Genomic DNA, 13620 nt, shown 5'->3' on the forward strand with positions numbered 1-13620 from the left:
GCTGCGCAGAAAGCATAGCGAAAAGGATAGGTCAGCGCGGCAGCGTCAGCTCCACCTTCAGCCCGCCCATGGACGCGCTCTGGCCGAGAGCAAGCCGACCGCCGTGCCTGCGTGCAATATCGTCGGCAATCGCAAGCCCCAAACCAACCCCAGAGCCTTTGTTTTGGTTGCGCGCTTCATCGAGGCGAATGAAGGGTCGCAAGGCGTCGGCGCGGCGTTCTTCGGGGATACCAGGGCCGTCATCCTCCACCGTGAATTGTAATGCGCGGTCCAGAAGCGTCACTCCCACTTTAGCACGGTTTCCATAGCGCAATGCGTTGGAGACGAGGTTCATCAGCGCACGTTGAACGGCCATCGGGCGCATCAGTACGGTCTGCGCGTCTTCAGACGCCGCAAAGTCCACCTCATTCCCACCGCGGCGCGCATTTTCGACGACCTTTGTTGCAACAGCGACAGGGTCGCTCGGCTCCGGGTCATCCAGTGCCTCACCCCGAACGAAATCGAGGAAGGTGTTGAGCAGTGCCTCCATCTCTTCAACGTCCTGGATCAGATCTTCGCGGTCAGGCCCCTCCTCCATCATGCCCAATGCGAGGCGCATGCGGGTCAGAGGGGTGCGCAGATCATGGCTGACGCCAGACAACATCAACGTACGCTGTTCCATATGCCCTTCGATGCGGGCGCGCATGTCAAGAAACGCATGACCGGCAGAGCGTACTTCGGTCGCGCCGGAGGGGTGATAATCAACCGACCGTCCCTTGCCGAACGCTTCCGCCGCCCCGGAAAGCCTTCGGATCGGTCGCAACTGGTTGCGCAAGAACAAGTAGGCCACAAGCGTCATCAAGATGCCGGTTGCCACCATGATCACCAGCAATTGGTGTGGCGCCGGGGATGATGCCCGCCGCCGTGCTGTGGTAAACGCGACAGGCGCGGCAGCACCGCGATCGACGAGGATCTGCACTTCGCTTTGATTGCTGCGCAGGTCGATCCCAACCGTTCCCGGCACCATGGCCTCTATCACGTCACCCACGGTTATCCCTGAGATATCGTAGAAATACCGCTGGGTGCCGCCCTCAAAACGCGGCTCTCCGATCTCAATCTCCAAGGCCTCGGCCACGTCCGCTGCGGCATCGGGCCCCTGGCTGTCCCAGGTCTGCAAAATGAGGTTCAGATCAAGGCTGAGCGCGCGCGACAATTGCTCGGCCACATCTTCGAAATGGCGCTGCAAGAAGACGGAGCTGACGACAAGCTGAATGGTAACAACAGGGACGATCAGGATGAGCGCCGCGCGCCCATAAAGGCCACGGGGCAGAAACTGTTTGATCCAACGCTCAATCCGCATGGCTTGCCTATAACCGGTCTGTGCAGGACGTGACAGGTTTGACGCGCCCGACCGCACCAATATAGTCGTCCGAAACGGCGTTCCCGCCCATCAGACCGGAGGCCCGGCCCCTGCCCCATGATCGCTTGAAGCCCGGTTTGCGTCGCGTCACGGCACCGAACCCGTCGCCCATGACATATACCGGCACACAAACCTATTTGGTTGGCGAGGGCGACGTGGTGGTCATTGACCCCGGCCCGGCCATCCCGGCCCATCACGATGCAATTCTTGCTGCATTATCCCCGGGAGAGCGGATCGTGCAGGTCCTTGTCACCCATTCGCACCTGGATCATTCACCGCTGGCACGCCCTCTGTCCGAGACAACCGGCGCGCCGATCTATGCGGCTGGCCCCTCCGACTGGGGGCGCAGCCCGGTGATGCAGGGGCTTGCCGATGGGGGGCTTGTTGGCGGTGGAGAAGGCGTGGACCTTTCATTTGCACCTGATGAGCCGCTCGCAGCCTGGAGCGAGATTGATGGGCCGTGGGGCCGGATCGACGTGATCCCAACGCCCGGGCACATGGCCAACCATTTGAGTTTCGCCTGGGACGGTGCGTTGTTTTCAGGTGATTTGGTGATGGGGTGGTCAACATCGCTTGTTTCGCCCCCGGACGGCGACATGACCCAATTCATGGGGTCCTTGAAACGGCTCATCATGCGGGAGGGCGACACGGTCTACTATCCGGGCCACGGCGACCCGATCTTGGACCCGATTGCCCGCTGCAAAGAGTTGATGACGCACCGCAAGGGCCGGGAGGCGCAGATTCTCGCAGCGTTGTCGGAGATAGGTCCGTCAAATGCCCAAACCCTCGCCGCGCACATCTACACCGACGTGGCTCCCGCCCTCTTGCCTGCCGCAGCCCGAAACGTCCTTGCACACCTGATCGATCTTTCCGAACGCTCCTTGATCGCAAGTGACGGTCCCATCGCCGCGGACACCACTTTTACGCGCGAGTGAAATTTTCCGGTTTCACCTACTGGACGGCCCAAAATCGCCTTGCTATACGCGCCCTCAGTTCCGGCGTAGCTCAGCGGTAGAGCAGTTGACTGTTAATCAATTGGTCGTAGGTTCGATCCCTACCGCCGGAGCCAAACAATCCTAATTTATGACGCAATTTCAATTGCTTGCCCATCCGTAGGATTTTTTGGATACCACTTTGGATACCAGAATTTCACTTCCCAGTGGATGGTGTGCGACCAAACTTCGCAAAAAAACGTGAAATTCCGGGCAACTGGCTTGAATTCGTAACCAAAGCGCGGCCACGTTGGGAAAAAGCTAGGATTATCAATGCGAATCCCACCATTTGCTTCGAACGGGACCTTGCCACCGTTCGTTGGTGACGATCCGACCCTACCGTCAGCGCGTTCACCGTACCGCGCGGAAATGTCGGATGTTGTAGAACGATTTTGCACATCCAGCGAACGCGCCCGACTGCTACTGGGACTAAATGCCTACAGGAAACACCTTTTCGATGGCGGCTTTGTGTCCGGATCACAATGGTTGGATGGTAGTTTCGTCGAACACGCCGAAGTGACCCGTGGACGTCCACCTAGCGACATCGACATTGTCACTTTGTTTAACCGCCCAATGGCTTACTCAAACAAACCTGACCAGTGGAAAGCCGACTATCGATCTAAGCTTGAACCCACCTACTTTCGCGCCGATCTAATGAAAGCCCAGTTCGGTTGCGACACATATGCTATAGACCTAGACGCTGTTGCACGTACCATTGTGCGTGGCGTGACGTATTGGTTTGGGCTGTTTAGCGACATCAAGCGATCCACCGAAAAGAAAGGATTGCTTGATATCCCTCTAGCAACTGACCCAATGGAATTTGCCGCTGTTGAGGCTGAAATACGGAGGCTGTTTGATGTCTGACATCATGGATATTGCGTTTCTCCGTCGCCAACAGGCCGAATTGAAGACGCTGGTGGTTGAGGCGCGCGAAGACGACGACGTCGTTGGAGAAGCCTGAGCTTTGCCGCGCGCCTTGATGACGTCAGCGCACAACTCAAGCTTGCCGAAGAGGCAGACACGCATGTTGCAGAGGTGGCCGTTCTTTTTGACGGCGGACCAGTAGTCGGAACTGAAGCAATCGACGCCGAATTCGCGGGAAAGGCGTTGATCAGGTTCCAAGCAATCGTGACAGGACTCTTTGCCGCTGGAAAAGGCGCTTTGAAGGCGCGTGGTAAGGTCCGGGATGCAGAATATGCCAGCTTGAACGTTCGCGGGCTTGCGACCGGCTCGTTTGGGTTTGTCTTGGAAGAACAGAATGCAAGTCAGGCAAGCGTGGTGAAGACGCAGCTTCGCGAAGTCTTGGATCAAGCGACGTCATTGTTCGAGGAACTTACGCAAGCCGACGATGACGAGTTTCTTGTCGACATTGAGCGGGTTGATCCGCGCGTGTTCAATGCTGTTGGCAAATTCTTTGACCTCCTAGGCAAGAACGACGCGACCTTTAAGACCAATCTGCCAGACAAATCACTCAGCTTCGGACAACAGGCAATAAAGAGGGCGAGAGAGCGCATCGCGAACGCTAACGTCCAAGTCGATGAAGAGGTTTGGACTGGCGTTTTGGTCGGATTGTCACCGATCAAGAGAACGTTTGAATTCCGCCGGACCGGCGACGCCTCTGTAGTGACCGGCAAGTTCGGCGAACAGATCAGCCAAGACTATCTCGAAAGAATTGAACAGCGAGACGGCATAGTGCTGGGCAACAAATTCATGGCCAGCCTTGATATCGCGACGATACGAAAGCCTGACGGAACAATAAGCGTTTCCTACATCATGACGGATTTACGCGACCTAGATTGACGTCGGTTACCACCGGCCCCGCCCCCAGTCATGGGCCGGTTACATGAACGGGGCCAGCGGCGGGCAGTGGCCGAGAACCCTTACGCGTCCAATTCAAACGCAGCCCTTGGGTTGCCCATTCGCCACCGGTCACGTGCCCAGTGGCTTATTCTTCAAAGCGTGGCCCAGACGGCCCACGCGCAGACCGCATAGAGAAACAGCACTTCCAACTCAGGTGCCACGCCAATACTGCGCCGATCCGCCAAGCGCGCGCCCAAGCGCCGTGTGGGGCCGTTCAAGCCCTCCACCGGGTCAGAAACCACAAAGGCCAGCGTTCCGGGTTCCACAGTAGTGGGGCTCGGTAGGTCCGCGTAAGTCAGAACGACGATTGCGTCCGTCTTCCCATCGCCTTCCCATCGGTTGTCGACCTCATTCCAGCGAATTGGCATCGGCTTCACCTGCCCCCGTCATGTTGAGCGGTTCAAGGTAGCGGTCGCCGCCCTCAATCCGTCCGTAGCCTTCCAGTTCGCGGATTTCGTTGACCGATAGCCAACCGTTGGTCCGGGCCAGACCGAACGCTTCATACCGCGCTTGCAGATCGCCGCGCATGAGACCGGACATGTCGTGTTCAATGTGGAAGGTCTTGCGACCTGTGGCTGTCAGAAGCGCGTTGTTCATGGCGGCTTCCACCCGGCGGGCCATAGGTGAGAAACACCGGCTCACCAGCGTGCGCCCCTCTTCGGCGGCGTTGCTGTAGGTCATCGAGTCGGGAATGCCGACTGACGAAGGCGGGACGTTGAAGACCCGGCAGACGTCCAGATTGGTCAGCTTCCGGCTTTCCAGAAATTCCGCGTCCTTGGGGCTGAAACTCATGGGGCTGTATTTGCCCGAGCCTGAAAACACCATGATACCTGGGCGACCGCTGCTGGCGTTGTCGATGGTGGCAGAGGCTTGGGCAATTGCCCGATCAATCGCGTCGTCGGCCATTTCGTGTTCAAACGTAAGGACACCCTCAGACCGCATAGAGTGCTGCGCCTGTTTGTAGGCTTGGCGGGATTGTTCCAGCGCCACGTTGAACGTCTCACGGGCGATTGCCAGCGGTGACAGGCCGAGAATGCGTTCATGGTCCAGCCGGTAGCGAATGTGCAGGATCTCGTCGTTCAATAGCGTTTCCGTGCGTCCGTCTGGATGGGTCACCCGGTAGCGTAGCCCGTCTCGGGACGTCAGACGTTGGATAGCAACGCTACCGGGTGCGAGCGGTGTCAGGGTGACCACTTGACCGCGCCCGTTCCATTGCAGCTTGGCGTAGGCGTTCCCGTGAATGAGTAGGTCCGCAATCAACGCCTCGCGCGCTTCGTATGCCGTCATCCCGTCGCAGGCTTCATTCTGCAACAGGCTGTAAACGGGGTGTTCCGTGGCCAGTTCCCGGCCCCCATCCCGGCCCGTCCGGTAGACGTTCAACGGGACCGCCGAGAGGTTTTGGGAAATCAGCGAAATGCAGGCGTGCGCCACGGCCAGCCCGGACGCCCGGCTGGCATCGACGTGGCTCACCATGCCGCCACGATTGCCGAGAAACTGGTGAAGGTATGGGTCAGAGGCTTTCACGGCGCGGCGTTTTTCGCCCCGGCGGAAGCGGTCAAAGAAACTCATGCGCGCAACCTCAGAAGCCGCAACCGGCGTTCGGCCAGATCAAAGGCGGCGCGGCTGGTCACAGTGGTCTGTGCGTATGCCGGGAAGGACGAGACCACGCTGATTTCATGCAGGATGACGTCGCGCACCTCGCGCAGTTCGTCTTGCCAATCGTCATCGACCACGCTGAAACCGAAAGACATGCCGCCCAGATCGCCGCGCTCACTTAGTTCCAGAATGTCCCGGCCAGTGCGCGTGTTGGGCACGTCCAGTTCAAACGCCAGCCCATGCGTATCTTGGCCGAGGCGCAGGGTGCCGGATTTAGTCCGACCCAAGACCTGTTTGGGGTCGTGGTCCGCAAGGGCAAGAACGTCCCGCCCCCGCGAAAGAGTTGACGTGAACGCCCCCGGCGCAATGCGCTCGATCATGCCCGGTTGAATACGGGCTTCCACGTTGAAGACCGCCGCATAACCTTCCAGCTTGCGGTCCTTGGCGCGGACTTCTAGTGGGGCGTCCCGGCGTTCCATTAGAGCGCCCGATTGACGTAGGCAAAGGCTTCCGGGTGGCGCACGGTCACGTCCATATCAAGGAACGCCTGCAACAGAAGACCGCCCTTGGAAGAGACGTCCGCGTGATACGGGTTTTGCAGAATGTCCACGCCCGACCAGTAGGACAGGAACAGGTTGGACCACGCGCCGTAAATGATCGGATACTCGTTGGCGGTGCCGGTATCGCCCACCTGCGAAGACAGGGCGAAGGGGCGTCCGTGCCAGAACCATCCGGTCGGAAGAGGCTGGCCGGTGGTGTCACGGGTCACGCGCGCTTCATGGGCGATTTTGGGGTTGGTCAGGAACGCCGCCTCGTCAAAGACGTCATCAATTTCCAACTCTTGCATTAGCAAGGACGTATCCGTGCCAATGTCTGCACCTGCGCTAGCCGTTGCGGTCACGTCACCGTCCACAAGAATGCCGGTCGGCTCGTTCGCTCCACCGCCCTTGATTGCAGCCGCGTCCACGGCCTGAGCAAGGATAAGGGCCAGATCGCGCTGCAAAATCGGCTCAATCGCCTGTTGGCTTTGCAGGATCATGCGGCGGGACATTTCGTATTCGCCGCTCACGGTCTTGGGGCTGGCCGTCTTCTTCGAGAAAGAGGCATCGGAACGCGTAGTGTTGTTGTGTTCGCTTACCCAGTGGGAGGTGCCGGACCCGGCAAGACGTGGAAGGTCCATATCGCCGTTGAGATTGCGAAGAACGGACGCGCCAAGCTGTTGAACGCGCAGCGCGGGACGGCGGCGGTCGGTCATAGCTGCCAAATCGGTGGCCACCATGTTGGAACCTGGGCCGGTGCCGGGGGTCGTGGTGGTTACAGCGCGGGTTTCACCGCCGAGCAAGTATTCAGTCGGAACCATGACGCCATTGGAACCGCCGCGCTCTTCCACAAGGTGCTGGTGCCATTCGGCTTCCAAACCGTCCAGCTTTTCGTCCTTGCCCTGACGGATTGCCTTGGCCAACGAATAGCCGCGCAGTTCGGGCTGGTCCGTGCGGGGGCCGGTAACGTGTTCGGCCTCTTCGGTGCGGCGTTCATATTCGCGCACGCGCTGTTCGCGGACCCGGCGCTCATCCAACGTCTTCATATCGCCGTCCAGCTTGTCGAACCGGGATTTCTCTTCCGGGTTCAGATCGCGCTTTTCGCTATCGGCCTTGTCGAGGATCGCCTGCATATCGCTTAGCAGGGCGTTCCGCTGTTCCATGGTGTCGTGAATGCCCATACTGGCAACCTTTCATTTGAAAATGTGCCAGACAGGATAGAGATTTCGTGTTCATTTAGAACATGAGGAAAATACTGCAACGCATTGAAAGAAAACGACTACCCAGTGCATCAAAGGATATAGAGTTTGGGTTCCGGTTTCGGCTTTGCCCGATCCGCGACGGCCAGCGCCATGGCCAACGCAACAAGCCCGTCAATGCGCCCGTTGGCCTTCGACTTGTCCAGCTTCCGGTTGCCCGCCGGGTCCGTTGTGACCACTGCGTTGGCGGCGCACATGCGAAGAACGGGGTTCATCCCGTGGCGCAACTTCCGTTCCACCACCAGCCGTTCCAGAGTGTCCACCGCCGGTGCCATATCCCTGAAACCCTGCCCGTACGGTTCGAGAGTGAGCCTAACGCCAATCGCGTCCAGTTCCTTCTGCAACAGGTCCATGCGCCACCGGTCATAGGCCACCAATTGAATGTCATAGTCGTCCGCTGCCTCTGCCATGGCCTCGGCCACGAAGGCGGGATCAACCACCGGGCCGGGAATGGCTGTCAGGTGCCCCTCACGCGCCCAGACGTCATAGGGAACCCGGTCTTGTTCGGCCCTCTCACGCAGGTTGGCCTCGGGCAGGAAGAACCGGCTCAGGACGTCAAAGCCGCCCGACTGGTCCGGGAAGACCATCACGAAGGCCGTAAGGTCACGGCTCGCGGACAGGTCCAGTGCTGCGAAGCATTTGCCGCCAAGGGCTGCGTCGATCTCCCCCCCATTTGCGTCCCATTCGCTGGCCGAGAGGAAGCGCACGTGCGCGTCCACCCGTTGATTGAGCAAAAGGTTACGGAACGCGTGTTCCTTCGCCGGTATCCGCCGCGCTTGTTCCGCCTGCCGTTCCACGTCCGAGAGAGACCGGAAGTCCCCCAGCGCAGGGTTGGCCATGGCCCATGTCACAGGGTCGTAAATGTCTGCGTCCAGAGGCGCGCTGTAGACCGCCCCAGCGAATGACGGGTCCACCACCTCACTCGCGTTGATCTTTTCGCAGTAGTCCACAAGCTGAGACATAGGGGCGACGTCAGACGCGGCCTGTGTGCTGATAACCACCATTAGCGGCTCGTCACGTGCGCCCATGGCCGTGTCCAAGGCTTCAAAGAGTGCCGACCCCTTGGCCTGTCCGTATTCGTCCACAACGCAGAATGACGGGCTGAGACCGTGCTTCGTGGTGGCGTCTGCCGACAGGGCCGCGAAGACGCTTCCCGCGCCGTACCCTTCCATAACCTCGATCATACGCCGGAACCGGGTGACGTTCGTGCGCCACTGCATGTCCGGGCGCAGCCGAATGATTGCTTCCATTTCGGAAAACAGCTTGCCCGCCTGGGCCACGTCGTTGGCCGCGCTGTAGACCTCGCCACGGGTTTCGGCTTCCGGCCCCAAAAGGTGACACAACGCCAAACCTGCGCAGAGTTGGGTTTTCCCATTCTTCCGCGCCACTGACAGAAGCGCCGTTCGCACGGGCCTGTGGCCGTCGTCATCGGTGCGATAGACCGTTTCAATCCATTCCCGTTGCCAATCCCGCAGCCAAAGGGTGGACCCGGCCAGCGATCCTTGCGAAATCGGCAGTTCTTCAAGAAACGCGATGACACGCTCGGCTCGTGAAAGCCCTTCGGCCTGCCACGCAAACACGTCCGGGGCTTCCGCGCGCAGTTCCGCGCGGGCTTCCCGTGACAATGCGCCTGCGCCGCGTTGAGCCATAAGTATTTCACCTTTTGGTTAAATAAATCTGTGGAGAGTGGGTGTGGTCGCTGTAGCCGCGTCGAGGCCGGTGATGCGAAGCCCCCCTTGGTCACGGCGGGTCAGAATTCCACGGGTCGTGCGGGTCCAGAGGCGCACCTGAGACGTCAGACCCACGGAAGTTGGACCGTGTGCTATCACCGCTGCGCTCACGTGCTGTCTTGTCCGCGTGGCAGGCGTTGCAAAGGCTTAGAAGCTGGTCAGGATGCGGATACCAGCCTCCACTTTTGGACAACGGAATGAGGTGGTCCACCTGCGTGGCCGCTTCCCATATCCCACGCCGCTCACACAGTTGGCACAGCGGGTTGAGGCTGCGCTTGTAGCGCCGTAGCCTCTGCCACTTGGCCGTGCCGTAGACCTTGTGCGTATCCCGTCCCCAGCCCCGGCTCATGCGTCCACCTTCAAGGTGTCCCATCCCTCCAAGGCACCCAAGGCCGGGACGTTGGGGGTGTGAAGCGCGCGCGCCTGTTCCACGTAATCCAGATGCTCACGCGTGCGCTGGATCATGGTGGGGTCACCGAGACGCTGCGCCGCCACGAAGTTCGCCTTTGCGCAGGCCATAACGACCAACGTCTGCATGATCGTGTCAGCCGGGTAATCGTTTCCAGTGTCGTCTCGCATGAAGTAACCCTTGTATCTGCTCTTTGGTGAAGCCCTTGTGGACGGGCATAGGTCGACTAACCCCCGGCAATTCACGTGGAACGCCAGAGGCTAGACCCTATACCCGCCGCATGTTGACCTGCTCTTCGGAGCCAGCCCCCGCTTTTGGGCCTCTGACGTGCCGGTCGTGTGATCCTTGGCCGTCAGAGTTGAGCGCTACTTTTCGGGCTGGATCGTGCCCTAGGGACCGCGCTTCGCTCTTTCGGTCTGCGCTTGGCCTGTGGTCCCACCCCGTGGTAGGCCTTTCCTCACTGGTGCCACCGTTCGCCCGCTAAAGCTGCCGTCCACCAGTTTGGCCCCGCGTTACGTGCGCGGGGTCACGCCTTCTAAAACCAGTCTTCGATAAGGGACGCTTCGTCGTCCATGCACGGGGCCACCTCGGCCACCATGCGTTCCATCACTTCCCATTGGCGGGGCGAAGGACGCCAATTCCGGCGGCGCAGTTGTTGCGCCATGCCGGTGGCGAAATCGCGTTCCCATCCGGGCTTGGCCCGATCCACAACGGCGGGCCAGTAATGCGCCGCGCGTTCAATCTCAAAGTTGGTCATGGCCAAGTTTCCGCAGATAATTGGAGAGACCGTCGCGGTCCTTTCGGGTCAGATGCTCGGCACAGGCGGCGGCGCACGCCTTCAAGTCCTGACGGGACGCTGTGGACGCCCACCACCGAAACTCGCCCATACGGTCCCACAAGACGGGCAGAGGCCCACAAACCCCTTCCTCAATCGCGCCAATGACGGTTTGGACTGTATCCGGGTGGCACCGTAGCGCCGTGGCCGTCAGCAACAGGCCACGCTGATCTTCCGTCAGATCGGCTTCCAAAACGTCGCGCAGTTCGCACCACTTCCAGCGGACGAGCGCGTCGTTGAAGGCCGTGGCGGCAGGGTGAAGGACAACCTCACTCTTCATCGCGCTTGGCCTTGGCCAGAATGTGGGCAATCACCTCAGACTTGATCCACAGTCGGTCCCGTCCCAGCTTCAAGGGCTTCGGCAAACTTCCCGAGTCGACGTAGCGGTTGATCGTGGCCACGGACACGCCCAGAAGCCGCGCCAGATCGGCGGCGTTCCAGATTTCAATTTCGGGGTCTTTGGCAGGCATCGTGGCAACCCTGTGGTCAAAAGGTTGCCCCCTAGCATGTGCATATTTTGCCCCCTGTCACCGGGACAAAACACGGTTTTTTTAGGCGCTTTTGTCCCAGCGCTGCCTGACAATCCAACGAGCGCCGCTTTCGGCCTGCGTTTCGACGTCATACACCTCGTATAGACCGGCAAGGGCCGTCACGAAGACCGACCCATTGCTGTCCGATACTGGAATGCCGTGTTCATCCGCCCAACCACTCAGCCATAGCACAATGTCATGGTGCAGGGCTTTTGTGTGCCCATTTTCTACGGCTTCCACGGCCTCACGGAATGCTTCCACGGGGTGACGAAGGACTGCGACGTCGCCCGACTCGCGCGCTTCGTCAATGGCCTGCTGTCCGTTTACAGCGCGGCCAGCGATTCGCTGGGCACAGTTGCTTCCATCCATCTTCCGCATGAAATCACGCACGATTTTGACCCCTGCCGCGCGCTCTTGTCGTGTTTCAGGCTCAACCTTGCTGTAAAGGTCCATGGCATCGTCCATCAGTTCTTGATTTTGAGGGTGCGCCATGGCCTGGAGGCGCGGGCCATAACCTTTTTTCAGCTTCCGCTTGGTCACACTGTTGAGCGCAGCCGCCAAAATGGTGGTGACACGAAAGCCGTAGCGCCCAATCAAATACTTGCCGTCAGCCATCACTGCGCACCCCTTGGCTGTCACGGCGCTGCGCAAGAAAATCGTGGATTTCCTTTTCGCGCCACATGACTGAGCGCCCGATCCTGAATGGCTGGGGCAGATTACCCTGACGCAGATCGTTGTAGATCGTGCTCTTTGCGCGACCGCCCAGCATCGCCGACAGGCCACGCAGATCAATGTAACGGTCGTTGGGGTTAATATCGTTCATGGCGGAACCTCCTCCAACACGCGCACGCGTGCATTCAAACTAGCTATGTTAGGAAAGTGTTCGTTCGCGCCCAAACACTGGTGTGCGGATAGTTCCCCACCCGACGCCTTTGGCCACCTACAGTTTTCTTTTGCGCTGGGGTTACAGGTTCTGCCCCTTCCCGACCAGCGTGCCGTTTAGGCCGGGAAGGTTCAATGCGGTGCGTTACAGAAAGTTGTGGATTAATTGCTATTTACAATCGGCAAGCGCGTCACGTTGGAAGCGGGTTCTCCACCGCTTACAAACGCACCCCAATCGTCCAACAACGGACGAAGTTGGTCGGCAATTTGGCTGGTCCAGTAGGTGCCCATGTCGCCACCGCGCACCACATGATCCAGCAATGTCTCGGCAAGGAAGCGGTCATGAATTTTTCCGTTGCCGCACCAATTTGCGAACGTGTGTCTAAATCCGTGCGGCGTCGGCGCGCGAATATCAAGGTCCATCGCTGTTTCATCCGGGTTGCGTTCTTCAAGCCAACCGTTGTCGCGAATGAATTTGGACCACGTGCCATCCGAGATTGGGATAACGCGGAATTCACCACGAAGACGATACTGAGACCGACGCGGAAAAATCAGATTGCTTTCATCTGTGCGCCAACGCGCGGCCATGTCCAAAACCTCTTGTGCATGGTCAGACAGAGGAATGACGTGCGGAGCGGTCTTCCCACGGGTGCGGCGTTTCTTTGTCTTCATGGCAGTGCGCGGGATTTCCCAAGTGTCGCCTTTGATCTGGTCCCATGTGGCCAACCGAACGTTGCTTGCACGACCACCGAGCGTGAGGATCAGGAACCGCAATCCCAAATGCGTGATCGAGTCGCCCAGCGTTGCGTAGAATTTAGGGACGTCCCAAAATGCCATGGAAGCGTGTTGGCGTTCAAAATGATCCGGTGCGCCCAGAAGGTCACGGGCCAACTGCGCTTCCCGTTGGCTGCATTCGAGGCGATGCGCTTCGCCGTGCCGCAACACCATGCCAGTCTTGGTGAGCGCCTTTTCCGCAGTTGGGTGCATCTCGTTCCAAATCGGTGCCAGAGTGTCGTGTATAATTGCCGCCGTCACGTCCTTCGGCGCCATGCGGCCGATTTTGGGAAAGACGTGGTTCTTCAATTCCGTCAGCCATCGACCTTCCCGGTTCTTCTTCGACCAACCGGCCTTGTTCTTTTCGAAAAAATCCAACGCCAGTTCTTCGAAGGTCACGTTGATCCGGGCAAAGTGCGCAACTTGCTCGCGCTTTACCTCCGCAATGTCTTCGCCGCCGATCAAGATGGCCCGCTGTTGCCCTGCCGCCGTGCGGGCTTCGTTTAAGCCTAGATCGGGAAACGTGCCCAGCGAGTGCCATGCCCGCTTCTTCGTGGTCGGGCTTGTGTAGCGCAGCACCCATGATGCGGAATTGCCGCGCCGCCGGAAGTAGAGGCCCCCGCCGTCATGGTGATTGCCGTCCGGCAAGTGCTTCAAAGCTACTGCGTGCAACAAGTTCCGGGGCTTCATCTTGGCTACCTTTCAGGCAATTTGGCTACCTTTTCTTGGCTACCTTTTGGGTTTGGACCGGTCAACACGAGTTTGGACTAATGGCTACCAATGCGGACTACAGAACATTGAAAATAATGTGTGAT

At 59.2% G+C, this 13620-nt stretch carries 17 protein-coding genes and 1 tRNA gene; 4 read left to right on the forward strand and 14 right to left on the reverse strand.

Features of this window, described 5'->3' with window-relative positions; translation table 11 throughout:
• Nucleotides 1-31 precede the first annotated feature (31 nt).
• Nucleotides 32-1339 carry an ATP-binding protein gene (locus ACZ1HK_RS03790; protein ID WP_472627527.1) on the reverse strand — a complete coding sequence of 436 codons (1308 nt, stop codon included), beginning with the start codon at nt 1337-1339 and terminating at the stop codon, nt 32-34.
• Nucleotides 1340-1509: 170 nt separating this feature from the next.
• Between ACZ1HK_RS03790 and ACZ1HK_RS03795 the strand changes: the two genes are divergently transcribed.
• From ACZ1HK_RS03795 to ACZ1HK_RS03810, 4 genes are all read left to right on the forward strand, one after another.
• The gene (locus tag ACZ1HK_RS03795) at nt 1510-2334 is read left to right on the forward strand and encodes an MBL fold metallo-hydrolase (RefSeq protein ID WP_472627528.1); all 825 of its coding nucleotides are present in this window, start codon (nt 1510-1512) and stop codon (nt 2332-2334) included.
• A gap of 59 nt (nt 2335-2393) precedes the next feature.
• Nucleotides 2394-2468, forward strand: a tRNA-Asn gene (locus ACZ1HK_RS03800).
• 196 nt (nt 2469-2664) lie between these two features.
• A complete protein-coding gene (locus ACZ1HK_RS03805; RefSeq protein ID WP_472627529.1) occupies nt 2665-3255 on the forward strand; it encodes a DUF6932 family protein in 591 nt (196 codons plus the stop codon).
• 171 nt (nt 3256-3426) lie between these two features.
• Nucleotides 3427-4191 carry a hypothetical protein gene (locus ACZ1HK_RS03810; protein WP_472627530.1) on the forward strand — a complete coding sequence of 255 codons (765 nt, stop codon included), beginning with the start codon at nt 3427-3429 and terminating at the stop codon, nt 4189-4191.
• 152 nt (nt 4192-4343) lie between these two features.
• Here the strand turns inward: ACZ1HK_RS03810 and ACZ1HK_RS03815 are convergent, their stop codons facing one another.
• The 13 genes from ACZ1HK_RS03815 to ACZ1HK_RS03875 form a co-directional block, all read right to left on the reverse strand.
• Nucleotides 4344-4619 (reverse strand): hypothetical protein, encoded by a 276-nt coding sequence (locus ACZ1HK_RS03815; protein WP_472627531.1) that lies wholly within the window; start codon nt 4617-4619, stop codon nt 4344-4346.
• A complete protein-coding gene (locus ACZ1HK_RS03820) occupies nt 4600-5820 on the reverse strand; it encodes a phage portal protein (protein ID WP_472627532.1) in 1221 nt (406 codons plus the stop codon). Before ACZ1HK_RS03820 ends, ACZ1HK_RS03815 begins: the two co-directional genes overlap by 20 nt.
• On the reverse strand, nt 5817-6326 hold the full coding sequence (locus ACZ1HK_RS03825) for an HK97 family phage prohead protease (protein ID WP_472627533.1): 510 nt from the start codon (nt 6324-6326) through the stop codon (nt 5817-5819). The genes ACZ1HK_RS03820 and ACZ1HK_RS03825 overlap by 4 nt, the downstream gene beginning before the upstream one ends.
• Entirely contained in the window at nt 6326-7567 is a 1242-nt protein-coding gene (locus ACZ1HK_RS03830) for a phage major capsid protein (RefSeq protein ID WP_472627534.1), read from the reverse strand. Before ACZ1HK_RS03830 ends, ACZ1HK_RS03825 begins: the two co-directional genes overlap by 1 nt.
• A gap of 110 nt (nt 7568-7677) precedes the next feature.
• Entirely contained in the window at nt 7678-9294 is a 1617-nt protein-coding gene (locus ACZ1HK_RS03835) for a terminase large subunit (RefSeq protein WP_472627535.1), read from the reverse strand.
• Nucleotides 9295-9385: 91 nt separating this feature from the next.
• On the reverse strand, nt 9386-9724 hold the full coding sequence (locus tag ACZ1HK_RS03840; protein WP_472627536.1) for an HNH endonuclease: 339 nt from the start codon (nt 9722-9724) through the stop codon (nt 9386-9388).
• Nucleotides 9721-9954 (reverse strand): hypothetical protein, encoded by a 234-nt coding sequence (locus ACZ1HK_RS03845; protein ID WP_472627537.1) that lies wholly within the window; start codon nt 9952-9954, stop codon nt 9721-9723. Before ACZ1HK_RS03845 ends, ACZ1HK_RS03840 begins: the two co-directional genes overlap by 4 nt.
• 365 nt (nt 9955-10319) lie before the next feature.
• Nucleotides 10320-10541, reverse strand: coding sequence for a hypothetical protein (locus ACZ1HK_RS03850; protein ID WP_472627538.1), 222 nt, complete (start codon nt 10539-10541; stop codon nt 10320-10322).
• Nucleotides 10528-10899 (reverse strand): hypothetical protein, encoded by a 372-nt coding sequence (locus tag ACZ1HK_RS03855; RefSeq protein ID WP_472627539.1) that lies wholly within the window; start codon nt 10897-10899, stop codon nt 10528-10530. Before ACZ1HK_RS03855 ends, ACZ1HK_RS03850 begins: the two co-directional genes overlap by 14 nt.
• Nucleotides 10889-11089, reverse strand: a complete 201-nt coding sequence (locus ACZ1HK_RS03860) for a helix-turn-helix transcriptional regulator (RefSeq protein WP_472627540.1) — start codon at nt 11087-11089, stop codon at nt 10889-10891. The genes ACZ1HK_RS03855 and ACZ1HK_RS03860 overlap by 11 nt, the downstream gene beginning before the upstream one ends.
• 81 nt (nt 11090-11170) lie before the next feature.
• A complete protein-coding gene (locus tag ACZ1HK_RS03865) occupies nt 11171-11764 on the reverse strand; it encodes a hypothetical protein (RefSeq protein WP_472627541.1) in 594 nt (197 codons plus the stop codon).
• On the reverse strand, nt 11757-11972 hold the full coding sequence (locus ACZ1HK_RS03870) for a helix-turn-helix transcriptional regulator (protein WP_472627542.1): 216 nt from the start codon (nt 11970-11972) through the stop codon (nt 11757-11759). Before ACZ1HK_RS03870 ends, ACZ1HK_RS03865 begins: the two co-directional genes overlap by 8 nt.
• A gap of 221 nt (nt 11973-12193) precedes the next feature.
• Nucleotides 12194-13495 carry a tyrosine-type recombinase/integrase gene (locus ACZ1HK_RS03875; RefSeq protein ID WP_472627543.1) on the reverse strand — a complete coding sequence of 434 codons (1302 nt, stop codon included), beginning with the start codon at nt 13493-13495 and terminating at the stop codon, nt 12194-12196.
• Between the last annotated feature and the right edge of the window lie 125 nt (nt 13496-13620).

It is taken from the genome of Gymnodinialimonas sp. JB5-7 (genome assembly GCF_055693405.1).